Source organism: Solirubrobacter deserti, from assembly GCF_027587175.1.
Taxonomy (GTDB): domain Bacteria; phylum Actinomycetota; class Thermoleophilia; order Solirubrobacterales; family Solirubrobacteraceae; genus Solirubrobacter; species Solirubrobacter deserti.
In genome coordinates, this window is record NZ_JAPCID010000001.1 from 216,729 (window position 1) to 237,628 (window position 20,900).

The following is a 20,900-nucleotide window of genomic DNA, read 5'->3' on the forward strand; positions in this document are numbered from 1 at the left end:
CTCGCGCGCGCGAGGCGCGCAAACAAGCGAGACAGCAGCTAGAGAGGTTTTGTAACAGTGGCGAAGCAGCGCAGCCGGCCGACGCGCCGGCGTGATCGCAAGGCCGGTGGGGGCGGCGGACGCCGGAAGTCCTGCCAGTACTGCCGCGACAAGGTCGAGTTCGTCGACTACAAGGACATCAACGCGCTCAAGAAGTTCGTGAGCGACCGCGGCAAGATCCGCTCGCGCCGCATCACGGGCGCCTGCCGCCGGCACCAGAACCAGATCGCCCGCGCGGTCAAGCGCGCCCGCGAGCTGGCGCTGCTGCCGTACGTCGGCGAGGGCTCCGGGCCGGACGAGGGCGAGAGCCGCGGCCGTGGCGGCCGTGGGCGCGACCGCTAGGTAGCGAGGCACCACACCGATGCCTCAGGCCATTCTTCTGCAGGACCACGAGACGCTCGGCGAGCGCGGCACGGTCGTCGACGTCTCCAAGGGCTACCTGCGCAACTACCTGATCCCGCGCAAGCTGGCCCAGCCGGCGACCAAGGGCGCGATCGCCGCGGCCGAGAAGCGCCGCGAGACCGCCGAGAAGGCCGCCGCCACGGCGCTGGCCTCCGCCCAGGAGACGGCGGCCCTGCTCAGCAAGACCGTGCTGACGATCCCGCACCAGGCGGGCGACGACGGCCGCCTGTTCGGCTCGGTCACGACGCAGGACATCGCGGACGCCATCCAGGAGGCCCGCGGCATCACGATCGACCGCCGCAACGTCCACCTCGAGGAGCCGATCCGCACCGTCGGGACGCGCATGATCGAGGTCGAGGTCGAGGACGGCGTGACCGCGACCGTCAAGACCATGGTGGTCGAGCAGCAGTAGACGGAACTCGCGCCCGAACGGGCTCGAACTTCCGCGAAGGTTTCAAGCGCCGGCCCGAAAGGCCGGCGCTTCGTCGTCTCCTAGAAGATCTCCTGGGTCTGCGTGTAGTCGCCGATCGGCATCACGTGCAGGTTCAGGTTGCGCAGGAGCACGTACTGACCCTGCGGGCCGCCGTCGTCCTTGCATTCGAAGCGGATGCTCTCCGGATCGGCGGTCACGACCCGCGTGAGGCCCTGCATCGAGAACGTCCCGTACTCGGGACCCTCATCGCTGACCTCGACCGTCGTGGCGTCCAGCGTGTCCCAGACGCCGTCGTGATGGCGGATGCGCAGCTGGCAGGAGACCGCCGCCCACGCGCGCCCGTACGGCTGCTCCGGCAGCCACGCGGTGCCCTTGGCGGTGATGTGGTAGGCGCCCTTGGCCAGCTCGACCTTCGAGATCGCGCCGAAGCTCGTCCCGACGCCCAGGTTGGACGCCACCCAGCGCGAGATCATGTGCGGCTTCGACGCCACGCCCGCGGGACCCGCCGGGCCCTGCGGCCCAGCCGGACCGGCGGGGCCCTTCTGGTTCATCGGCAGCACCGTCTCGGTGTTCGCGCACGGGCGCGCCACGCCGGTCGGGTCCACGGCGCGCACGGCGCCGGAGACGTTGTTGACGCACATCGTGACGACGCCGTCATTGGAGATCGCGGCCTGGCCGACGCCGGCGGCCGCGCCGGCGAGCAGCAGCGTGGCCGCGGCCACCTTGATTGAAGTACGCATGTCGGGGAGTTCCTTTCGACTTGGGGAGGTCGGGGAGGAAAGGCGCGAGCGGCCCACGGCATTACGCGCGCCCCACCCTGGACCTGGCCCGGCCTAAAAGGCAGGGGAAACCCCCGGGTGGGGCTCTGTGGCGCGACGCGCCGGCGGCGCGGACGATGGAGACCCTCCACCCCGAAAGGACCATATGGGCTTCCTCAAGGACATGCGCGCGTTCAAGCAGCTCGCCGACTCGACCCCCCGCCAGGGCCTGCGCGCGACGCTGCGCGACGGCCTCGCGACGGCCTCCAGCGCCGCCGAGCAGGCGCAGCGCGCCCAGCACCTCGCGCTGCACGGCCTTCCAGGCCACGCCACGATCACGACGCTGCGCGACACGGGCACGTCGATCAACGACAACCCGCTCGTCGAGCTCGGCCTCGAGGTCACGCTCGACGGCCGCGCGCCGTACGCCGTCACGCATCAGCAGGTGATCTCGCGCCTCGCGGTCGGCGGCTTCCAGCCCGGAGCGACCGTCCCGGTGCGCGTCGACCCCGCCGACCCGGCCTCGGTGATGGTGGCCTGATGGGCGACCCCGAGATCGTCACCGCGCTCTATAAGCAGCACTTCGAGCCGCTCCGGCGCCGCGCGCAGTCGATCACGCGCTGCCCGCACGCGGCGCAGGATGCCGCCCAGGACGCGCTCCTGGCCACGCTCGCGCGACTCGATCTCGACGACCCCGGCTTCGGGGCGTACGCGACCACGGTGGCGCGGCGCAACGCGCTGCGCCACCGGGCGCCGCTCGCGACCGGGCCGGACCGGCCGCAGGAGGATCACTCGACGGCGGTCGTGTGCCGCGCCGACGTCCGGCGGGCGCTCAGCGCGCTGCCGGAGCGTCAGCGGCGAGCGGTGTTCCTCTCCACCTACGCGGACCAGCCGCACGAGGCGGTCGGCGCGGCGCTCGGGCTGACGCCGAACGCGACCGGGCAGCTGCTGTTCCGCGCCCGCAGCGCGCTTCAGTCGAGCCTGGAGGCCAGCTGAGCGCGGCTCGAGATGTCGAGCTTGCGGTACGCGGAGCTCAGGTGCATCTCGACCGTCTTGAGCGTGACGAACAGCTCCTGAGCGATCTCCCGGTTGCTGGCCCCGTCCGCCGCGAGCCGCGCCACGCGCGCCTCGGCGGCCGTGAGCGCCAGCGCCCCGCTTCCCGCCCGGCGTCGCGGGCGCGCGCCCGCCGCCGCGGGCTCGTCCAGCGCCTCGTCGACCAGCCCGACCGCCCCGCCCGCCGGGGCCAGCTCCATCGCCTCCCGCAACGGCTCCCGCGCTGCCGTGAGGCTGCCGGCGACGCGCCGCATCCGCCCGAGCGCCAACAGCCCCCGCGCCCGCACCAGCGGGCGGTCCACCGCGGCCGCGGCTTCGATGCGCTCGGCGTCGCGCGCGACGAGCGCTTCGACCAACCGCGCCTCGGCCGCCACGCCGTAGGCCCCCGCGAGCGCCACCTGCTCGGCGGCGAGGGCCGCGGCACGCTCGGGCCGTCCGGCGGCGGCCGCGGCCAGCGCGGCCGTCTCGCGCCACGGCAGGAAGACCGGGTTGTCGAACAGCGCCAGCGCCGCGTGCCGGCCGAGCGCCTCCGCCGCCGCGAGCGCCGCCTCCGGCTGACGCTGCGCGAGCAGCACCCGGGCACGGGCCTGCTCGGCCAGAAGGACGACCGAGACGCCCTGGACCGTATGCGCGTCGATCCGCGCCGCCGCGGCCGCGGCCTCCTGCACCCGCCCTTGCGCGAGCAGGATCTGCATCGCCGCCGCGTTGCCGAACCGCCACGACGGGTGCTCCGAGAGCGCGAGGGACTGCTGCGCGTCCGCCTCGGCCGCCTGTAGCGCGCCGGCGCGCAGGTTCGTTCCCGCTCGCAGCAGCAGCGCCAGCGCGTGTACGACGAGCGTCCCCGTACGCCGGCCGAGCTCGACCGCGCGATCGAGCTCCGCGCGCGCGACGTCGAAGCGCTCACTCAGGATCAGCGCCCAGACTGCGTAGCCGTACGCCATCGTCGTCGAGAGCTCGAGCGGCAGGGCGCCGCCGCCGAACACGGGCACGGCCAGCGCCGCGACCCGGTCCACCGGCGCGTTGCGCATGGCCAGCTCGTACGCGGTCGTGGCCGCGAGCAACGGCCCGTCGGGCGTGCGCGCGGCCACCGCGTCGCGGTGCTCGCGCGCCGCCGACGAGTCCGTGAACAGCGCCGCGGCGTGCAACGCGGCGCGGATGGTCGGATCGTCGGGCAGCTGCGCCCCGTCCAGCACCGCGAAGGCGTCGACCGTCCGGCCGGCCATCGCCAGCGCACCGGAGTACTGCAACGTGATCGCGACCGCCCCGGGCGTGAGCGCGAGCGCCCGCTCGTACGAGCCGAGGGCGTCGGACACGCCGGCGGAGGACTGCGCGTCGCCGAGCCGGGCCAAGCGCCGTGCGCGTTCGGCGACGCCGGCGTCGGGCTCCTCGAGCGCCCGGGCGATCAGCTGCGCAGCCGACTCGGGCGCGCCGGACGCGAGGGCCCGCTCCGCCGCCTCGTCGAGCACCCGCGCCGCCCATGGCTCCCCCACCGGGCCGGTGTGCAGCAGGTGCGCCGCGACCAGCTCGCCGCTCACGCCGCGCGCGTGAAGCGTCCGCGCGGCGCGCAGGTGCGCGGCGGCGCGCTCGACGGGCGAGAGCAGCCGGTAGACCGACGTGCGCACGAGCGGGTGCACGAACCGCAGCCCTCGCGGCCCTTCCTCGAGGATGCCGGCGCGGAGCAGGATGTCGATCGGGTCGGCGCCCGCGAACGCGACCGCCTCCACGGCCGGCGTGTCGTCGCCGAGCACCGCGACCGCCTGCGCGAGCTCCAGCGCTCCGGCGGGCGCGCCGGCCAGGGCGCGCCGTACGCGCTGGCCGATCGGCCGCACGCCCAGCGCCCGCAGCCCGGCGGCGGTGTCGACGGTGCCCCGCGCCTCCGTGACGAGCGCGCGCAGCATCAGTGGGTTGCCTCCGGTCAGCTCGTGGCAGACCGCGGCGAGCGTGGCGCCTTCCGGCCATGCCCGCTCCAGGAAGGCGGCAGTGGCCTCACGCGACAGCCGATCGACGGCGAGCGTCTGCACGAGCGGGTCCTCGAGCATGTCCGCCAGGGCGGGCCGGTGCTCGATCTCCGCGAGCGGCCGGCTCGCCAGCACCTGCGCCACCGGCAGGCCGTCGAGCCGGTGGCCGAGGAAACGCATGAAGCGCAGACTGGGCTCGTCGGCGCGATGGGCATCGTCGACGGCGAGGACGAGGGGTCCGAGCCGCTCCGCGAGGTTGACCACGAGCCAGTACAGGCCCTGCTGGCGAGCGAAGGAGGGGTCGTCGGAGGGCCCCTCGGCGCCGGGCGTGAATACCGATCGGGCCAGCTCGGCCGGCCCGTCCCAGACATCCTGCAGGGTGCGCAGAAGCGGCTCCAGGAGCTGGCGCGCGACGCCGTATGGGAACTCCTGCTCGAGCTCGTCCCCCCGCGCGCGAAGCACCGTGGCCCGCCCTCCGGCGCGGCCCGTGAGCTCACGCAGCAGCATCGACTTGCCGACGCCCGCCTCGCCCACGATCAGCACCGTCGTCCCCGCTCCGCCCGCGACCTCCTCGAGCGCACCCGTGAACGCTTCCACGTGGCGCTCCCGTTCGAGGAGCAACCCCGCCGGGCTCGGCGCGACGACGGGATCGATGGCGGCCACGGACGGAAATCCTTGCAGCTTGCGGGGACGAACGTGTGTTCGTCCGAGGGCGCGGCTAGGTTTGGTTGTCCGCATGAGCGCGCCCACGCACAACGGCAACGGCTTCAACGGCGGCGGCCCCGCGCCGGTCGCCCCGCCGCAGAACCTGGAGGCCGAGCAGTCCGTCCTCGGCGCCGTGCTGCTCTCGGACACGACGCTCCCGGGCCTGATCATCGACGAGCGGCTCACGCCGCAGGACTTCTACCGCTCCAGCCACGCCCGGATCTACCAGGCGATGCTCGACCTCAACACGATGGGCGAGCCGATCGACGCGCTCACGATCGTCGAGCACCTCAAGCAGGCGGGTGACCTGGAGAGCGTCGGCGGCGCGGCCGCGATCGAGGCGCTCGCGGGCTCGGTGCCCGCGATCGGCAATGTCCGCCAGTACGCGCGCATCGTGCGCGAGAACGCGATGCTGCGCCGCCTGCTGCACGCCTCCTATGAGATCCAGGAGCGCGTCCACGGCCACGAGGCGCTGCCGCGTGATCTCGTCGATCAGGCCGAGCGGCTCATCCTCGAAGTCGCGCACGAGGACAGCCGCAAGGACTTCAAGGGCATCGACATGGTGCTCGACGAGGAGCTCGACAAGCTCCAGAAGCTCTCGCTGGAGGGCACGCCGGTCACCGGCACGCCTTCCGGCTTCGAGGACCTGGACGCGATCACGGGCGGCTTCCAGCCCGGCAACCTGATCATCCTCGCCGCCCGGCCCTCGATGGGCAAGTCGGCGCTGATGGCCAACTTCTGCGAGAACGCGGCGCTGAACTCCAACAAGGCCGTCGCGCTGTTCAGCCTTGAGATGTCCGAGGGCGAGCTCGCGCAGCGCTTCATCGCCTCCCAGGCGTCGATCAAGGGCGACGATCTGCGCAAGGGCCGCGTCCCGCAGGCGCGTTGGGGCAAGATCCTGGCCGCCTCCGCGCGCCTGTCGGAGTCCAAGCTCTACATCGACGACTCGTCGGACCTGTCCGTGCTGGACGTGCGCGCGAAGGCGAGAAGGCTCCTGCAGCAGAACCCGGACGGCCTCGGCCTGATCGTCATCGACTACCTGCAGCTCATGTCCGCCGGCGGCGGCGGCCCCGAGAACCGCGTCGAGCAGATCGGCATCATCTCCCGCGGCCTGAAGACCCTCGCGCGCGAGCTCGAGGTACCGGTGATCGCGCTGTCCCAGCTCAACCGCGGCGTCGAGCAGCGCAAGCCGCCGACCCCGATGCTGTCGGACCTGCGTGAGTCGGGCGCGATCGAGCAGGACGCCGACCTGGTGATGTTCATCTACCGCGAGGACTACTACGACAAGGAGTCCGAGCGCGAGGGCATCGCCGACCTGATCATCGCCAAGCACCGCAACGGCGGCCTGGGCACGGTCGAGCTCACGTTCCAGCGCGACTTCCCGCGCTTCATGTCTTACGCCGGGGACGATCGGTACTGATGGAGTGCACCCAGTGCGACGGGTCGGGCTTCCTGTTCGACGAAGAGGCGCGCAAGGCGTACCCGTGCTCGTGCCGGCCCTCGCGGCTCGCCCGCAAGCGCGCCGCGGCGATCGCGGGCCGGATCCCGAAGGCCTATCGCGGCGTCGGCTTCGACCGTGAGCCGCTGCCGTCGCTCGAGCGCGCGCACCCGCACGTCGTGCGGGAGGTGCGCCGCTACATCGGCTCAATCGGCGACCAGCTCGACGAGGGCCGCGGCATGTGGTTCACCGGCCCGCCCGGCACCGGCAAGACGACGCTCGCGATGCTGATCTCCAAGCACGCGATGGAGGCCGACCGCACGGTCGCCATCTACAGCCTCCCGCGCCTGCTGGCGATGCTGCGCGAGACGTTCCGTGACGACGCGCAGCACAGCCTCAGCCAGCTCGTGGACATGCTGTGCAGCGTCGATCTGCTGCACATCGACGACGTCGGCGCCGAGCAGACCTCGTCGTGGGTGCTCGAGCAGCTCTACACGGTGGTCAACACGCGCTACGAGGAGCAGCGGTCGATCATCGTCACCACGAACCTGATCGGCACGGGCGCGTCCGGCGGCGACGACGAGCTGCGCGAGCAGATCGGGGACCGCACGGTCTCGCGCCTGTACGAGATGTGCGGCGACCCGTTCCCGATGTTCGGCTCCGACCGGCGGCTCGAGAAGCAGTTCAACCTTCCGGAACCCGTGGCCGCCTCCAGCACTCCGGACCCCTTCGACGACTCGCACTGGGACGACGATCGCCCCCGCTACGGGAGGGCACCGTAGACTGAACCCACGACATGGCCGGCATCGTGATCGTGGGCGCCCAGTGGGGCGACGAAGGCAAGGGCAAGGTCATCGACCTGCTCGCGGAGAACGCGGACATGGTTATCCGCTTCCAGGGCGGCAACAACGCCGGCCACACCATCGTGCGCGACGACGTGCATTGGAAGTTCCACCTGATCCCGTCCGGGATCCTGTACCCGGGCAAGCTGTGCGCGATCGGCAACGGCGTCGTGATCGACCCGAAGGTCCTCACGGACGAGCTCGACGGGCTGCGCGCGAAGGGCGTGGACCTGTCCGGGCTGCGGATCAGCGCCAACGCGCACCTGATCATGCCGTACCACATGTACCTGGACCACGCCGGTGAGACGAAGCTCGGCAAGCTGCAGATCGGCACCACGCGGCGCGGCATCGGCCCGTGCTATGCCGACAAGGCCGCGCGCCTGGGCATCCGCGTGCAGGACCTGCTGGACGAGAAGATCCTCAAGAAGAAGATCGTCGCGGCGATGGAGCCCAAGCGCCTTCAGCTGCGCCCGTACGCGAAGTCGCCGGACCTCGACCTGCAGTCGATGACCGAGGACTACCTCACGTACGGCCACCGGATCGCCCAGTTCGTGGCCGACACCGCCAAGCTCACGTGGGACGTGCTGGACACGGGCAAGAACGTCCTGTTCGAGGGCGCGCAGGGCACGCTGCTGGACATCGACCACGGCACGTATCCGTTCGTGACGTCGTCGAACCCGGTGTCCGCGTCCGCGTGCACGGGCACCGGCGTCGGCCCCAAGGACATCGACGAGATCTGGGGCATCGCCAAGGCGTACGCCACGCGCGTCGGCTCCGGCCCGTTCCCGACCGAGCTCGACGACGAGCTCGGCGTGACGCTGCGCGAGGCTGGCGGCGAGTACGGCACCACCACCGGCCGCGCCCGCCGCGTCGGCTGGATCGACCTCGTCGCGCTGCGCTACGCGTCGCGCATCAACTCGCTCACGCACCTGGCGATCACCAAGCTGGACGTCCTCACCGGCCTTGGCGCGCTGAACGTCTGCACGCGTTACCGCGGCGCCGAGGAGGCGACGTTCGACAACTATCCGTACCACCAGACCGTCATGCACCACGCGTCGGGTGACTACGAGCAGCTGCCGGGCTGGGACGAGGACATCTCGGGCGTGCGCTCCGAGGAGGAGCTGCCGCAGAACGCGCGCGACTACCTGAAGTTCATCGCCGACTTCGTCGGCGTCCCGATCGCGCTGATCGGCGTCGGGCCCGGCCGCGACCAGATCATCTGGACCGAGGCCGGGCGAGCGAGCCTGGCCGCGCGCGCCGAAGGCGTCACCGCCTGAGGCTGTCCTGCAGGGCTGAGAGCACCCGCACGACCCGCAGCCCCGCTTGGCCGTCGGAGCGGGGCGTGGTCCCGTTGCGGATCGAGTCGATGAAGTGCTCGCACTCGATTCGCAGCGGCTCCTTGTTCGGGATCCGCGGCGAGCGGATGTCGCCCGAGCGCGTGATGTACTCGCCGTAGGACTCGGCCTTCTCGTCGAAGCCCTTGTCGTAGATGGTGACCTTGCGCTCGAGCTCCATGTCGTCGAAGGTCGCCATCCGCTTGGAGCCGACGACCGTGAACGCGCGCGTCTTGTGCGGGTCCAGCCACGACATGTGCAGGTGGGCGGCGATGCCGGAGGGGAAGCGCAGGAAGCCGAACACGACGTCCTCGACGCCCGGCCGCGTGTAGGCCTCGCCGCGCGCCTCGATCAGCGTCGGGTCCGCGCCGGCGAGGTGCAGGATGACGGACACGTCGTGCGCGCCGAGCGACCACAGCGCGTTCTCGTCGGACCTCAGCTGGCCCAGGTTCAGGCGCTGGGAGTAGATGTAGTGGATGTCGCCGAGCTCGCCGGAGTCCGCGATCGACTTGAGCATCTCGACGCCGGGGTGGTAGACGAGCAGGTGTCCGACCATCAGCAGCCGGTCGGCCTCGCGCGCGGCGGCGACGGCGCGCTCGGCGTCCTCGACGGTGTAGGCGAGCGGCTTCTCGACGTAGCAGTGCTTGCCCGCGCGCAGGACCCGCTCCGCGAGCGGCCCGTGCGTCGGGACGGGCGTGGCGAGCACGACCGCGTCCAGCTCCGGGTCGTCGAGCAGGTCCTGCAGGTCGTCCGTGAACCGGGCACTTGGGAAGCTCGCCTGCCAGCGCTCACGGTTCGCGTCCGTCTCGTCGCAGCACCACACGAGGTTGCAGGTGGGGATGGCCGCGAAGTTGCGCGCCAGGTTCGGCCCCCAGTACCCGAGGCCTACGACGCCGACGTTAATGGGCTGCATATCAGTGGTAATACGTAGTCATGGGTTTGATCCGAGGCATCGTGCGCGCCTCGAAGCACGCGGTCTGGTACGTGGACTATCAGTGCGGCGGCAACGCTCGCGCGCGCGCGAGCTAGAGCTCACGTTCGATCGCCTCTCGCAGCCGCGCGTGCGCGTGCAGGGTGACAGGCCCGGGCGTCGCGGCGAGCCGGAGCTCGTCGATGACCGCGACCGGCTGCACCTCCCGGACCGATGAGGCCAGGAACGCCTCCTCGGCGCCGTGCAGCGTGTCCAGGGTCGTCGGCTCCTCGATCGCGCCGGCGACGGCGATCAGCCGCTCACGCGTGATCGAGCCGAAGATCCGGTCCTCGAGCGGCGGCGTGCGGAGCACCCCGTCCCGGACCCAGAAGAACGAGGACGTCGTGCCCTCGAGCACGCGCCCGTGCGGCGTGACGAGCAGCGCGTCGTCGTAGCCCTGTTCCTGCGCCAGCCGGGACGCGAGCATGTTGGCGGCGTACGAGAAGGTCTTGAGACCGTCCGTGACGCGGTTGGGCGCGTAGCGGATCGTCGCGAGGCGGGCGACTGCGGGCCGCTGCGGCAGCGGGAGTACGAGGACGATCCGGCGCCCGCCGCGCGTCGCGTAGAAGCGCAGGACGCCGTCCACCGGCCCGGCCGCCTCCAGCAGCGCGGCGATCTCCCGCCGCAACGCCGCGTGGTCGCACTCGAGCCGGATCCCGGCGCAGCTGCGCTCGAAGCGGGTGAGGTGCTCGTCGAGCGCGAACGGGCGCCCGCCGTAGAGGCGCAGGGCGTCGAACGCGCCGTCGCCGCGCAGGAGCCCGTCGTCGGTGACGGGCACCCGCGCCTCGCCCGCGGGCCCGATGGCGCCGTCGACGCTCGCGAGCATCGGCTTAGGGTACGTCGCGGCGCGCGGTGAGGGCGTGCGCCACCAGCGCGGCGAGCGCCGCGTAGGCCGCCAGGGCGAGCGCACCCGCCCAGGCCGGCGGGAGATCCTCGGTGGCGCTGGCGGTGAGTGCGCCCGCCGCGCCGCCCGGCCCCCAGCGCGCGATCGGGTCGCTCAGCCCGGCGAACAGCGGCTCGAGGAACAGCAGCACGGCGAGGATCGCGACCACCGGCGGGGCGGCCGAGCGCGCGGCGAGGCCAAGGGCGGCACCGGCCGCGCCCATGAGCGCGCCGTACACGACCGTGCCGAGCACGCGGGCCAGGAGGTCACCGGCCCCCGGCAGGTCCGCGCCGCCGAAGCCGAGCAGCGCGTAGGTGAGCACGGCGGCCATCAGCGCCCCGCCGAGCGCCAGGCCCGCTCCGGCGAGGGCGTACGCGCCCAGGCGATCGGTGACCGCCGCGCGCCGGTCCGGCCGCGCGATCAGGGCCAGCGCAAGTCCGCCGCGCGCGACCTCGCCGCCGGCGGTCGCGGCGGCGTACACGATCACGACCAGGCCGGAGATCGCGCCGGACGAGAGCGCGCTGCGGGCGTCGGTGAGCGTCGTCGTCTGCAGATCCTTCAGGCCGAGGTAGGAGATCGCGAGGAAGCCGCTGAACGCGAGCGCGAGGGCGAGGGCACGCCGGAAGCCCGGGACGGCGCGCAGCGCGGCGAACTCGACCGTCATGACGCCTCCGTGAGGCCGACGTAGAGCGCTTCCAGCGCGCCCTGGGTGCTCATCTCGTGCAGGACCGCGCCGCTGTCGCGCACCGCGCGGCCGACGGCGTCAGGGTCCGCGCCCGCGACGATCAGCGTGTCGGCGCCGTCGCGCGTGACCTCGAACCCGTTCATCGCGCCGAGCAGCTTCTCCGGCTCGGGTGAGCGGAGGCGGATGCGCTGCGCGAGCATGGCCTGCAGGTCGCCTTCGGCCACGCGTCGGCCGCGATTGACCACCACGACCCGGTCGCACGTCGCGGCGACGTCCTCCAGCACGTGGCTGGAGAGCAGCACCGTCCCGCCTTCGCTCGCGTGCTGCTGGAGGCGCTCGCGCAGCGCCCGTAGCGCGTGGGGGTCCAGTCCGCTCGCAGGCTCGTCGAGCAACAGCACATCCGGCGCCGCGATCAGCGCCGCGGCGAGGCTCAGCCTTCGCCGGGTGCCGTGCGAGCACTCGCCCACGCGCTTGTCCGCCGCGTGGCTCAGGTTCGCCGCCGCGAGCGCGGCGTCGATGTCGGCGTCGCGCCGGCCGGCGCGCGCGGCCGCGAGGCTCAGCTCGTTCCACACGCTGCGGGCGGGATGGAACCCGTCGCGGTCGAGGATGCCGCTGATCCGGCCGTGGCCCTCGGCGCGTCCGCTCGTCGGCCGCGAGAGGCCGAACAGGATGCGCAGCGTCGTCGTCTTCCCCGCCCCGTTCGGGCCGAGAAAGCCGCACACGCTGCCGCGCGGCACCGCGAACGACAGCCCGTCCACCGCCGTGAAGCTGCCGTAGCGCTTGATCAGATCCTCGACGACGAGCCCGTCCACCCACCAAACATGGCGCAGGGTCGCGTTGTTGTGTCAGTTCGGGCTGTAGTCCTGCGACAGATCCGGCGTCTGCGGCACCGACTTGGGCACGAGGATGTGCTCAGCTCCGATCAGCTCCTCGGCGGTCGCCGGGCCGACCGGCCACGGATGCGGCTGCACGCCGATCACCGACCGCACGGTCTCATCCTCGCCGCGAATCGCGATCCCCGCGGCGGCCAGCACGTCGGCAACTTCTCGGGCGATGGCGACGGCCTCCCACTCCGTGACTCGCTCGAGCAGCACCGTCAGGCGGTACGACCGCGGAACCGAGCCCGGCTCCGCCTCGGCGTTCGGGCCGAGATGCACATGGGGGAACCCACCGCTCATGCCGGGACGCTACCCACTCGCGCCCGGATCTCGCGCGTGTCCACTGACCGCCACGTGCGCCCGGCGCCGCGCGTTGGGATGCTCGCGGTCATCTGTGCGCCCGTGATCGCCGGCGTGGCGCTGCCCCTGCCGCTGTAGCTGGGTAGTGCGAACGGATGGTCCGCACCACGATCGCCCGTGTCGGCGGCACCGCGCTCGGCGTGCTGTTCGCGGCCGGCGCCGCACTGCGCCGCGGCAAGGCGCTGCACCCGTCGGGCGTCGTCTTCTCGGCGCGGCTGGTCGTCCCCGGCGCCGCGGCGGCCCCGCAGGCGGCCGAGCTGCTGAGCCGGCCGGCGGAGTACGCCGCGGTCGTCCGCTTCTCGCGCGGCCTGGGGCTGCCAGACCGGATGCCGGACCTGTTCGGCCTGGCGCTTCGCGTGTGCGACGCGTACGGCGAGGGTGAGCACCAGGACCTCCTGCTCACCACGTCGACGGATCGGCCCGTCCTGCACCACATCGTCCTGCCCACGCGCGACGCGCAGGCTCGTCCGTACACGTCGGCGACGCCCTTCCGGGCCGGCGGCGAGACGTTCATCGTGGGCGCGCTGCCCAGTCCGGAGTCTCCGCGGCCGGCCGCCGGCGACCAGCTCACACGCCTGCGCGCGGCGGCAGCGACCGGCGAGCTGCGCTTCGCGCTGGCCGTGGCGCGCCCGTTCCGGCGCTTTACCCCGGTGGCCGAGCTATGGATCGAGGACGAGCTCCCGCCGGAGTACGACGCGATGTTGTTCCAGCCGGGCAGCGGAGGAGGGGGGCTGGCCCCGGTCGGCGTGATCAACGGGATGCGGCGCATCGCCTATCCGCTGGCCCACCGCGCGTGGAACCGTCGTTAAACGCCGAAACCGCGCCGTAGCGCGGTTTCGTTACATGCCCCCGGAAGGAATCGAACCTTCAACCTTCGGATTAAGAGTCCGCTGCTCTGCCAATTGAGCTACAAGGGCGCGGCCGCCAATAATAGCGGCGCAGCTTGGGTTAGCCGACGGTCGGCGTGGGAGTCGGGGCGACTTCCTGGATCTGCTGGAGCGCGGACTGGGACTTGGCCTGGTCCAGCTGCTCTTTGAGCTCCTTCTTCTCGTCCGCGCCTTCGGTGAGCTCGACGGCCTTGGCGGAGGCGAGGTCGCCCTTGCGGGTCTGGCCGGCCTGGTAGGCCAGGATGGCCAGGTTCGAGAAGGTGTTGTCCGTCGGCTCGATCTCGGTGAGCATCTCCTGGGCCGTGACGGCCTTGGCGGGCTGCTCGATCGCGAGGTAGGCCTGCGTCATGTTGCGGACGAGGCGCTCGTCGGGCTGCGGCGGGTCGAGCGCGACGTACTTGTCGAAGGCGGCGCCGGCGGCGGTGAGCTGGCGGCGGCCCTCGGCGGTGTAGCTGGCCGCGGGATCGATGTTGTCGCCGAGCTGGGCGAGGCGGTAGCGGGCCATGGCGAGCTCGGCCCACGCGGCGGCGTTGGTCGGCGTAGCCTTGGTCTTGGCGTCAGCCGCGCGCACCTGGGCGGAGGCGCGATCGACGGCCTCTTCGGCGCCGTTGCCGCTGCCGGTGTCGTCCGTGATCAGGTTGCCGATGCTGCCGGAGAGACCGCTCGATCCGATTCCGAAGAACACGAAGCCCGCGAACATCAGTAGCGCGAGCCCTCCATATACGAATTTGACGGTGCGGCGGCGAGCGCCGCTTCTGAGATCGAACAGCATGGCGTTGGTGCGAGTTAGTCCCGATCGATGGTGACGTGCTCTGGCTCAGCGTCCTCTAAATCCTCGAGGTCATCAGGGGCGGCGCGCCCGGCGCGCCGGTCAAGGAGCCAGGAGAACAGAATAGAGGCCTCGAACAAAACGTACATGGGGGCCATCATCATTCCCATCGTGATCGGGTCCTGGCCGGGCAGCAGCATGGCCGTCACGGCGATCGCGAGAATCGCGTAACGACGGTTGTGCCGGAGCTGCGCGGTGGTCACGATGCCGACGCGCGTAACGGCCACGATCGCCACGGGAATCTGGAAAAGCAGGCCCATCGCGATCAGGAGCATCAGGACGAACCGGTAGTACGGCTGCGCCTGGATGAGCACGTCGAACGCGTCGGTGTTGAAGTTCTGGAGGAACTCGATCGCCCGCGGGACGACCGTGAAGTAGCCGAACACGACTCCCCCGATGAACAGGAACGGCACTACCAACATGGCTGGGAGTGCGATCTGCTTCTCGCGGGGAGAGAACGCCGGCAGCACGAAGGCGTAGATCTGGAAGAGGATGATCGGCAGCGAGATCAGCAGACCGGCGTAGGCGCTCACCTTCAGCGTCTGCAGGAACGGCTCCGAGACGCCCAGCGTCACGGGCTTGCGCGCGCTGATCTCCGGCGCGAGCTTGGCGACGCGCTCGTTCTCGCGCGCGGCGTCGAGCAGGGCCTTGCGAACCGGGGGCTCGTCCTCGCGCGCGAGCAGGACGCGGTACAGCGCCGCGTTGAGCTGCATCGTCTTCGCCACGTCCTGGTCGTAGCTCGCGCCCTGCTGGATCGGGTCGCGGTTGCCCGCGTCCACGGTCTCCGTCAACGGCTTGTTGAGCACGTCGAGGACGTCCTGGTTGAAGACCATGCACAGCGCCGTCGCGGCGACGAAGGCCGCGAGGCAGATCACGATCCTGACGCGAAGTTCCGTCAGGTGCTCGACGAGACTCAGGCGGTCGTCATGCGCGACCGCTCGCAGTGTGCTCGCCATAGGGTGCTACGGGCGTCAGGCGCCGCTTACAGCTGCGACTTCTCGCGGGCGACCGGCTCGTCCGCGAGCGGGGCCTTCTCGCCTTCGGGGCGACCGAGCGCGGACTCGACCTTGTGCCGGTCCTCGCGGTAGTCCTCGTCGTCTTCGTCCCGGCCACCCTTGCCGGTGATCGACTCCTTGAACTCGCGCATCCCGGTACCAAGCTGGCGCCCGAGACCGGGCAGGCGCTTGGGCCCGAAGATCAGGAGCACGATCACGAACACGATCGCGAGCTCCAAGGGTCCGATGTTGAAAGGCATCGACTTCTCTCCGCAGGGGTTCTGGTTGGACTGTGACGTCCCTCGACGCAAGGCTAGCGGTATCTCGCGTCGCCGTTCGGTCAAGTTCGTGAACGCGAGGCCGAATACCGGGGGGCAAGTCGCTTACCAACCTCCCGGAACGACCTCCACGCTCATGAGCCAGCCCACCAACTCCAACGGCCAGTACGTTCGCCGCGTCACGCTGCCCTCGGGGCGGCAGATCGAGGTCGTCTACTTCGAGCCCCTCGCCGCCGAGGCGGCCGGCCAGGCCGCGACGCCCGCCAAGGAGCCGGACGTCGACCTGAGCGTCTGCCCGGACTGCGACCGCGACCTCGTCTACCCGGTCGACTGGGAGGAGGCCTCCCCGACGCACTGGGAGGTCGAGCTGCGCTGCCCGAACTGCGAGTGGAACGAGATCGGCACCTACGACCAGGCGACCGTCGACCGCTTCGACGAGCACCTGGACCTCGGCACCGACGCGATGGTGAAGGACCTCCGCCGCCTCGTGCAGGCGAACATGGAGGCCGAAGCCGACCGCTTCGCCGCCGCCCTCGAGGCCGGCGCCATCCTCCCCGAGGATTTCTAGCGGTAGCGGTCGACGACGCCGTCGGCCACCAACTCGAGCGCTGCCTGCTGCGAAGGCTCGGGCAGCGCCGGTAGATCGGCCTTCGCCTCGGCGACCATCTCCAGCGCGATCCGGCGCGCCTCTTCGAGCGCGCCCGTCGCGGCGATCGCGTCGCACACGCCCTCGGCCTGCTCCGGCGTGCGCACCGCGCGCAGGTCCAGTTGCGCCAGCTCCGGGTCCCGCTCGCGCGCGAGGATCAGCGGAAGCGTGACCGTGCCGTCGAGCAGGTCCGTGCCGCGGTGCTTGCCCGTGCGCTCGGCCGGCCCGCTCACGTCGAGCACGTCGTCGAGCAACTGGAACGCGAGCCCGATGCGCTCGCCGAACTCGCCCAGCAGCCCGACGTTCCCGCTGCCCGCCAGCGCGCCCAGCTCACACGCGGCGCGGAACAGCCGCGCCGTCTTGAGGTCGCAGCGGCGCAGGTAGCGCTCGCGCGTGGTCTGCAGCTTCCAGGCGTCCTCGCGCTGGAGCAACTCGCCCTCGACCAGCGCGGACGACGCGTCGGACAAGACGCGCACGGGCTCCGCCGAGCCGCCTCCGGCCAGCTCGGCGAACGCGCGCGAGAACAACAGGTCCCCCGTCGCCGTGGCCATCGCGCGCCCGGCCGAGGCGGCGATCGTCGGCCGGCCCCGCCGCAGCACGGCCGCGTCGAGCACGTCGTCGTGGACGAGCGTGGCCGAGTGGACGAGCTCCACCGCCACCGCCGCGCGCAGTGCGGCGTCGTGCCCCGCGGGCGACGGCCCGGCGGCGACGAACACCAGCAGCGGCCGCAGGCGCTTGCCGCCGGCCTCGATCGTCGCGCAGGCGTGCTCGCCGAGCGTCTCCCCGTGGGACTTCGCCACCACCCGCAGCCGCGCCTCGAGCGCGTCCATGAGCCCGGGAACGTGGGCTCCACCGGCTTCGACAACCGCGGCGACGGCCTCCGCTGAAGCCACTAGTGGTCGCTCCGGTGGCCCGGCGTACGCTCGGGCGAGATGCAGGTGGATGCCTGGCAAGGACGCAGCCTGGGAGCCAGGGTGGTGCCCTTGCCCCAGGCGAGGACACCGCCAGGCGCCGCCTGCGCTCGTCCGAGTGTGCGTCGGGTCGCCGGAGCGGCCACTATGCGACGGTCCCGTGGTGGATCGCGATGATCCCGCCCGCGGTCAGGATCCAGCCGACGTCCTTGCAACCCGCGGCGACGAGCTCGCCGGCGAGCGGCTCCGGGCCCGGGAAGCGCTTCACCGAGGCGGGGAGGTACGTGTAGGCGTCGTCGAAGCGGCCGAGCAGCGGCACCAAACGATCGAACCACACGGAGAAGAAGGTCGACAGCGGCGGCTTCTGCGGCGTGGTGATCTCGAGGATCACCACGCGCCCGCCGGGTTTGACGACGCGCACCATCTCGCGCAGGCCCTGCGGCAGATCGCCGAAGTTGCGCGCGCCGAACCCGACGGTGGCGGCGTCGAACGTGTTGTCGGCGTACGGCAGCGCCATCGCGTCCGCCTGCTCCCAGGTCAGCCCGGGGGCCTTGCGGCGGGCGATGTCCAACATGCCCGGAGAGAAGTCGGAGCCGACGACGTCGCCGCCGCGCGCGGCGAGCTCGATCGCCAGGTCGCCCGTGCCGGCCGCGACGTCCAGCGCGCGCGTCCCCGGCCCGACGCGCGCGAGATCGACGGCCCGCGCGCGCCAGCGATGGTGCAGGCCCGCGGTCATGACCGTGTTCATGACGTCGTAGACCCCGGCGATGCGATCGAACATCGCCCGCACGGAGTCTGCGGGAAGAGTGCCGGTGCCGGCGGCCATGCGCCGTCGGACCTTACTTCGTCGCTTCGACGTTGTCGCGCTGGATGCGGCTCGCGTCCTCGCCCTTGAGGGACGCCAGGTAGTCCACCATGGCGGCCTTCTTCTCCTCGGGGAGGCCCGCGAACGACGGCATCGGCGCCGTGGGGTTGTCCAGCGTGCGGCGGATCGCGCCCTTGTCCAGCACCGCGCCGATCTCGGTCAGGTGCGGGCCGAGGTCACCGCCGTTCTCGCCGATCTTGTGGCAGGCGAGGCAGCCGGACTGGGCCACCACGACCTTGCCGCGCTCGAACTCCGGCGCCGTCGCCAGCTCGATGTCGTTCGGGGAGCCGGCGGCCGCGCCCAGGTACGTGAGGTAGCCCATGGCGAGGATGACCAGGATGCCCGAGATCGTCGCGATCGGCCGGCGCTCGGGGCGCCGCTCCGGCCCGCGGTCGATGAACGGCAGCAGGAAGAGCATGATCATGCAGATCGTCGGCACGCCGACGGTCGCGAACGGCACCAGCTCCGGCGGCTTGATCACGCGCAGCAGCTCGAAGAGGAAGAAGAAGTACCACTCCGGGCGCGGGACGTACGTGGTGGTCGTCGGGTCGGCCTTCGGGCCGAGCTCGGCGCCCAGCACGATCGACATGGCGATGATCGTCGCCATGACGAAGACCATCATCACCGCGTCCTTGGCGACGGCGTAGGGGAAGAACGGCTTGCCCTTCGCCTTCAGGAGCGCGTATTCGCGGAGGTACTCCTCCTTCTCGCGCTGGTTCATCTAGACCTGCTCCTCACGAAGCTTCTCGTCGACCTCGGCACGCTGCCACGGCGGCGCCGTGGTGCCGAGCTTGGCCACCAGGTACAGGTGGGCGCCGATCAAGGCGGCGATCAACCCTGGCACGAGCATCATGTGGATCGCGTAGAACCTCGACAAGGTCGTGGCGCCGAAGTCACCACCTCCTCGCAGGAAGTCCGAGAGGAAGGGACCGACCAGCGGACCCGTGCCGTTGATGTTCGCGGCCACGATCGTCGCCCAGTAGGAGCGCTGGTCGAACGGCAGCAGGTAGCCCGTCAGCGACATCACGAAGGTGAGGATCACGAGCACGACGCCGATGATCCAGTTCAGCTCGCGCGGGTACTTGTACGCGCCGAAGAAGAACGTCCTCGCCATGTGCAGGAAGATCAGGATGACCATCACCGACGAGCCCCACTTGTGCATGCCGCGCACGAACTCGCCGAGGAAGACGTCGTTGGAGATGTGGCGCGCCGACTCGTACGCCTGCGTGGCGGAGGGCACGTAGTACATCGCCAGGAACACGCCGGTGATCGCCTGCGAGACGAACGCGAACATCGTCGCCGAGCCGAGCGTGTAGAACCAGTTGGTCCCCTTCGGGACCTTTCGGAACATCATCCAGCGCAGGCCGCCGGACAGCGACGTGCGCTCGTCCACCCAGTCCGCCGCCGAGATGCCGCCCTCGCGCACCTGCTCGAGCTTGGTCGGCTTCGGGGCACCGCCGGGACGGGCGGGCTTGTCCTGGAAGCGCTTCGGGACGGGAGGCTTGGGAAGAGTCGGCAGCTTCATGGGTTCTTGGGCGTCGAGAAGCGCCCGGGGTAGAGGTACTGGCCGATGCCGTCGAGCGGCTGACCCGGGTCACGGAAGCTCGGGAACCGCTTGAACTCCGAGTTGACCGAGTAGCGCGGGCCGACCTCGACCTGGCCGTTGCGCAGACGCGTGTAGAAGCGGTCCAGCGGGCGCACCGGCGGGCCGCCGACGACCTCGCCGTTGAAGCCGTAGACGCCGCCGTGGCACGGGCAGATGAAGCGGTCCGCCGCGCCCGTCCAGCGGACGGGGCAGCCGAGGTGCATGCAGCGGCTGGAGAGCGCGATCACGGGCGCGTCCGTCTCCGGCGGGGCGGGCATGCCCTCCTGCTCGTCGTACTCCGGGTTCCAGCGGCGGACATAGACCGTCGCCTTGCCGACCTCGCCGATGCCCTGCGTGAGCGTGACGACGCGCGGGAGGTAGTCGTCGTCCGGGAAGTCCTCAGGGCGCCCGATCGGCGTCCAGATCACGGGGGCGCGCTCGAAGATGGCCGAGCCGGCGGCGAAGCCGAGCACGGGCAACAGCACCGCCGCGGTGGCGATTCCGCCCGCGGCGTGCGTGGTCATGGTCATGAACCGGCGCCGCGTGACCGTCTCGCCTTCGAAGGCGCCGGGGATGTTGCGGTCGGCCGTGTACTTGGACTTCGGCTCTTTGCGACTCTCAGGCAAGGGGCTGGAACGATATCGCTCGACGGGTCAAGGACGGTGCGCCGGGAACTTCAGGCGCCGCGCCACTGACGTTTGGCGGCCTCGTGGTCAGGTGACGGACCGGCCGCGACGGCCCGCGCGCCAGCCGCCCAGATCGCCTCGGCGCGCTCGGGATCGCCCTCAGCGTGCGCCTGCGCACACAGGGCGATCACGTCCGCCAGCTCGGCCACCGCGGCGAGGTCCCCGAGCGCGGCGAGCCGCTCGAGCCCGAGCGCGTACAGCCGGTCGCCGGCCAGCAGCGCGAGGTCCGGGTCGGCGGGCTGCACGACGCGCCCGGCGCCGTAGTGCTGCAGGTAGCCCTCGCGGATGGCTTCCACGAGCAGCGGATAGTCCTCGCCCTTGGGCGCGACCGCGTCGCCGTGGGGCTGCGGGCCGCCCTCGTCGGCGACGGTGCCCGCGAGGATGCCGCCCTCGGTCCGGAGCTCCTGGGCGAGCCGTTGCAAGGCACTCACGTTGCGTCCCTCCACGTGCGCGAGTGCGAGCCCGCCGGGCGGGCGTCGC

The 20,900-nt window shown here is 71.6% G+C and carries 25 protein-coding genes and 1 tRNA gene; 9 read left to right on the top strand and 17 right to left on the bottom strand.

Going from position 1 to position 20,900, the window contains the following annotated elements; all coding sequences use genetic code 11:
- Nucleotides 1-57 precede the first annotated feature (57 nt).
- Both rpsR and rplI read left to right on the top strand, forming a co-directional pair.
- A complete protein-coding gene (rpsR, locus tag OJ962_RS01080; protein ID WP_202954647.1) occupies nt 58-381 on the top strand; it encodes a 30S ribosomal protein S18 in 324 nt (107 codons plus the stop codon).
- A 19-nt stretch (nt 382-400) separates the two neighbouring features.
- Complete coding sequence (gene rplI / locus OJ962_RS01085) at nt 401-853, top strand: 50S ribosomal protein L9 (protein ID WP_202954646.1); 453 nt, start codon at nt 401-403, stop codon at nt 851-853.
- A gap of 80 nt (nt 854-933) precedes the next feature.
- Here rplI and OJ962_RS01090 read toward each other — a convergent pair whose 3' ends face one another.
- Entirely contained in the window at nt 934-1,614 is a 681-nt protein-coding gene (locus OJ962_RS01090; RefSeq protein ID WP_202954645.1) for a hypothetical protein, read from the bottom strand.
- A 184-nt stretch (nt 1,615-1,798) separates the two neighbouring features.
- On the opposite strand from OJ962_RS01090, the gene OJ962_RS01095 reads away from it, so the two are divergent.
- Together OJ962_RS01095 and OJ962_RS01100 are read left to right on the top strand one after the other, a co-directional pair.
- Nucleotides 1,799-2,173, top strand: coding sequence for a DUF3592 domain-containing protein (locus OJ962_RS01095; RefSeq protein WP_202954644.1), 375 nt, complete (start codon nt 1,799-1,801; stop codon nt 2,171-2,173).
- Nucleotides 2,173-2,628 (top strand): RNA polymerase sigma factor, encoded by a 456-nt coding sequence (locus tag OJ962_RS01100; RefSeq protein WP_202954643.1) that lies wholly within the window; start codon nt 2,173-2,175, stop codon nt 2,626-2,628. The genes OJ962_RS01095 and OJ962_RS01100 overlap by 1 nt, the downstream gene beginning before the upstream one ends.
- Here OJ962_RS01100 and OJ962_RS01105 read toward each other — a convergent pair.
- A complete protein-coding gene (locus tag OJ962_RS01105; RefSeq protein WP_270006129.1) occupies nt 2,604-5,306 on the bottom strand; it encodes an AAA family ATPase in 2,703 nt (900 codons plus the stop codon). The two genes, OJ962_RS01100 and OJ962_RS01105, sit on opposite strands and share 25 nt — an antisense overlap.
- A gap of 73 nt (nt 5,307-5,379) precedes the next feature.
- Here OJ962_RS01105 and dnaB point away from each other — a divergent pair, with 73 nt between their 5' ends.
- From dnaB to OJ962_RS01120, 3 genes are read left to right on the top strand one after another with little or no spacing between them, the layout of a single operon-like run.
- Nucleotides 5,380-6,768, top strand: a complete 1,389-nt coding sequence (dnaB, locus tag OJ962_RS01110) for a replicative DNA helicase (RefSeq protein WP_202954641.1) — start codon at nt 5,380-5,382, stop codon at nt 6,766-6,768.
- Nucleotides 6,768-7,568: an ATP-binding protein gene (locus tag OJ962_RS01115; protein WP_202954640.1), complete on the top strand. Its 801-nt coding sequence runs from the start codon at nt 6,768-6,770 to the stop codon at nt 7,566-7,568. The genes dnaB and OJ962_RS01115 overlap by 1 nt, the downstream gene beginning before the upstream one ends.
- Nucleotides 7,569-7,582: 14 nt before the next feature.
- The gene (locus OJ962_RS01120; RefSeq protein ID WP_202954639.1) at nt 7,583-8,905 is read left to right on the top strand and encodes an adenylosuccinate synthase; all 1,323 of its coding nucleotides are present in this window, start codon (nt 7,583-7,585) and stop codon (nt 8,903-8,905) included.
- Here the strand turns inward: OJ962_RS01120 and OJ962_RS01125 are convergent.
- The 5 genes from OJ962_RS01125 to OJ962_RS01145 all read right to left on the bottom strand — a co-directional run bounded on the left by OJ962_RS01125 (nt 8,895) and on the right by OJ962_RS01145 (nt 12,678).
- Nucleotides 8,895-9,875 carry a Gfo/Idh/MocA family protein gene (locus OJ962_RS01125; RefSeq protein ID WP_202954638.1) on the bottom strand — a complete coding sequence of 327 codons (981 nt, stop codon included), beginning with the start codon at nt 9,873-9,875 and terminating at the stop codon, nt 8,895-8,897. The two genes, OJ962_RS01120 and OJ962_RS01125, sit on opposite strands and share 11 nt — an antisense overlap.
- Before the next feature lie 112 nt (nt 9,876-9,987).
- Nucleotides 9,988-10,758: an aminotransferase class IV gene (locus OJ962_RS01130; RefSeq protein ID WP_202954637.1), complete on the bottom strand. Its 771-nt coding sequence runs from the start codon at nt 10,756-10,758 to the stop codon at nt 9,988-9,990.
- A 4-nt stretch (nt 10,759-10,762) separates the two neighbouring features.
- Nucleotides 10,763-11,479: a hypothetical protein gene (locus OJ962_RS01135; protein ID WP_202954636.1), complete on the bottom strand. Its 717-nt coding sequence runs from the start codon at nt 11,477-11,479 to the stop codon at nt 10,763-10,765.
- On the bottom strand, nt 11,476-12,312 hold the full coding sequence (locus OJ962_RS01140; RefSeq protein ID WP_202954635.1) for an ATP-binding cassette domain-containing protein: 837 nt from the start codon (nt 12,310-12,312) through the stop codon (nt 11,476-11,478). The genes OJ962_RS01135 and OJ962_RS01140 overlap by 4 nt, the downstream gene beginning before the upstream one ends.
- A 33-nt stretch (nt 12,313-12,345) precedes the next feature.
- Nucleotides 12,346-12,678: a hypothetical protein gene (locus OJ962_RS01145; protein ID WP_202954634.1), complete on the bottom strand. Its 333-nt coding sequence runs from the start codon at nt 12,676-12,678 to the stop codon at nt 12,346-12,348.
- 155 nt (nt 12,679-12,833) lie between these two features.
- Between OJ962_RS01145 and OJ962_RS01150 the strand changes: the two genes are divergently transcribed.
- The gene (locus tag OJ962_RS01150) at nt 12,834-13,547 is read left to right on the top strand and encodes a hypothetical protein (RefSeq protein ID WP_202954633.1); all 714 of its coding nucleotides are present in this window, start codon (nt 12,834-12,836) and stop codon (nt 13,545-13,547) included.
- Nucleotides 13,548-13,582: 35 nt separating this feature from the next.
- Here OJ962_RS01150 and OJ962_RS01155 read toward each other — a convergent pair.
- From OJ962_RS01155 to OJ962_RS01170, 4 genes are all read right to left on the bottom strand, one after another.
- A tRNA-Lys gene (locus OJ962_RS01155) sits at nt 13,583-13,655 on the bottom strand.
- Between the two features lie 31 nt (nt 13,656-13,686).
- Nucleotides 13,687-14,310: a hypothetical protein gene (locus OJ962_RS01160; RefSeq protein WP_270006130.1), complete on the bottom strand. Its 624-nt coding sequence runs from the start codon at nt 14,308-14,310 to the stop codon at nt 13,687-13,689.
- A gap of 101 nt (nt 14,311-14,411) precedes the next feature.
- On the bottom strand, nt 14,412-15,410 hold the full coding sequence (gene tatC, locus OJ962_RS01165; protein WP_202954631.1) for a twin-arginine translocase subunit TatC: 999 nt from the start codon (nt 15,408-15,410) through the stop codon (nt 14,412-14,414).
- Between the two features lie 26 nt (nt 15,411-15,436).
- Nucleotides 15,437-15,688, bottom strand: coding sequence for a Sec-independent protein translocase subunit TatA/TatB (locus tag OJ962_RS01170; RefSeq protein ID WP_270006131.1), 252 nt, complete (start codon nt 15,686-15,688; stop codon nt 15,437-15,439).
- Between the two features lie 175 nt (nt 15,689-15,863).
- Here OJ962_RS01170 and OJ962_RS01175 point away from each other — a divergent pair, with 175 nt between their 5' ends.
- Entirely contained in the window at nt 15,864-16,295 is a 432-nt protein-coding gene (locus OJ962_RS01175) for a hypothetical protein (protein WP_202954629.1), read from the top strand.
- Here OJ962_RS01175 and OJ962_RS01180 read toward each other — a convergent pair.
- The 6 genes from OJ962_RS01180 to OJ962_RS01205 form a co-directional block, all read right to left on the bottom strand.
- Nucleotides 16,292-17,203: a polyprenyl synthetase family protein gene (locus tag OJ962_RS01180; protein WP_238931680.1), complete on the bottom strand. Its 912-nt coding sequence runs from the start codon at nt 17,201-17,203 to the stop codon at nt 16,292-16,294. The two genes, OJ962_RS01175 and OJ962_RS01180, sit on opposite strands and share 4 nt — an antisense overlap.
- 226 nt (nt 17,204-17,429) lie before the next feature.
- Nucleotides 17,430-18,110 carry a class I SAM-dependent methyltransferase gene (locus OJ962_RS01185; protein ID WP_202954627.1) on the bottom strand — a complete coding sequence of 227 codons (681 nt, stop codon included), beginning with the start codon at nt 18,108-18,110 and terminating at the stop codon, nt 17,430-17,432.
- A 13-nt stretch (nt 18,111-18,123) separates the two neighbouring features.
- Nucleotides 18,124-18,870 carry a menaquinol-cytochrome c reductase cytochrome b/c subunit gene (locus OJ962_RS01190; RefSeq protein WP_202954626.1) on the bottom strand — a complete coding sequence of 249 codons (747 nt, stop codon included), beginning with the start codon at nt 18,868-18,870 and terminating at the stop codon, nt 18,124-18,126.
- Nucleotides 18,871-19,674, bottom strand: coding sequence for a cytochrome b (locus OJ962_RS01195; RefSeq protein ID WP_202954625.1), 804 nt, complete (start codon nt 19,672-19,674; stop codon nt 18,871-18,873).
- On the bottom strand, nt 19,671-20,360 hold the full coding sequence (locus OJ962_RS01200) for a QcrA and Rieske domain-containing protein (RefSeq protein WP_238931579.1): 690 nt from the start codon (nt 20,358-20,360) through the stop codon (nt 19,671-19,673). The genes OJ962_RS01195 and OJ962_RS01200 overlap by 4 nt, the downstream gene beginning before the upstream one ends.
- A 50-nt stretch (nt 20,361-20,410) precedes the next feature.
- Nucleotides 20,411-20,851, bottom strand: a complete 441-nt coding sequence (locus OJ962_RS01205; protein ID WP_202954624.1) for a hypothetical protein — start codon at nt 20,849-20,851, stop codon at nt 20,411-20,413.
- Nucleotides 20,852-20,900 lie beyond the last annotated feature (49 nt).

Coding starts and splice junctions, on each gene's coding strand:
- OJ962_RS01145 (WP_202954634.1), bottom strand. CDS start 12,678: ATGAGCGGTGGGTTCCCCCATGTGCATCTCGGCCCGAACGCCGAGGCG.
- OJ962_RS01090 (WP_202954645.1), bottom strand. CDS start 1,614: ATGCGTACTTCAATCAAGGTGGCCGCGGCCACGCTGCTGCTCGCCGGC.
- dnaB (WP_202954641.1), top strand. CDS start 5,380: ATGAGCGCGCCCACGCACAACGGCAACGGCTTCAACGGCGGCGGCCCC.
- OJ962_RS01125 (WP_202954638.1), bottom strand. CDS start 9,875: ATGCAGCCCATTAACGTCGGCGTCGTAGGCCTCGGGTACTGGGGGCCG.
- OJ962_RS01190 (WP_202954626.1), bottom strand. CDS start 18,870: ATGAACCAGCGCGAGAAGGAGGAGTACCTCCGCGAATACGCGCTCCTG.
- OJ962_RS01135 (WP_202954636.1), bottom strand. CDS start 11,479: ATGACGGTCGAGTTCGCCGCGCTGCGCGCCGTCCCGGGCTTCCGGCGT.
- OJ962_RS01185 (WP_202954627.1), bottom strand. CDS start 18,110: ATGGCCGCCGGCACCGGCACTCTTCCCGCAGACTCCGTGCGGGCGATG.
- rplI (WP_202954646.1), top strand. CDS start 401: ATGCCTCAGGCCATTCTTCTGCAGGACCACGAGACGCTCGGCGAGCGC.
- OJ962_RS01150 (WP_202954633.1), top strand. CDS start 12,834: ATGGTCCGCACCACGATCGCCCGTGTCGGCGGCACCGCGCTCGGCGTG.
- OJ962_RS01115 (WP_202954640.1), top strand. CDS start 6,768: ATGGAGTGCACCCAGTGCGACGGGTCGGGCTTCCTGTTCGACGAAGAG.
- OJ962_RS01100 (WP_202954643.1), top strand. CDS start 2,173: ATGGGCGACCCCGAGATCGTCACCGCGCTCTATAAGCAGCACTTCGAG.
- OJ962_RS01120 (WP_202954639.1), top strand. CDS start 7,583: ATGGCCGGCATCGTGATCGTGGGCGCCCAGTGGGGCGACGAAGGCAAG.
- OJ962_RS01095 (WP_202954644.1), top strand. CDS start 1,799: ATGGGCTTCCTCAAGGACATGCGCGCGTTCAAGCAGCTCGCCGACTCG.
- tatC (WP_202954631.1), bottom strand. CDS start 15,410: ATGGCGAGCACACTGCGAGCGGTCGCGCATGACGACCGCCTGAGTCTC.
- OJ962_RS01130 (WP_202954637.1), bottom strand. CDS start 10,758: ATGCTCGCGAGCGTCGACGGCGCCATCGGGCCCGCGGGCGAGGCGCGG.
- OJ962_RS01180 (WP_238931680.1), bottom strand. CDS start 17,203: ATGGACGCGCTCGAGGCGCGGCTGCGGGTGGTGGCGAAGTCCCACGGG.
- OJ962_RS01175 (WP_202954629.1), top strand. CDS start 15,864: ATGAGCCAGCCCACCAACTCCAACGGCCAGTACGTTCGCCGCGTCACG.
- OJ962_RS01195 (WP_202954625.1), bottom strand. CDS start 19,674: ATGAAGCTGCCGACTCTTCCCAAGCCTCCCGTCCCGAAGCGCTTCCAG.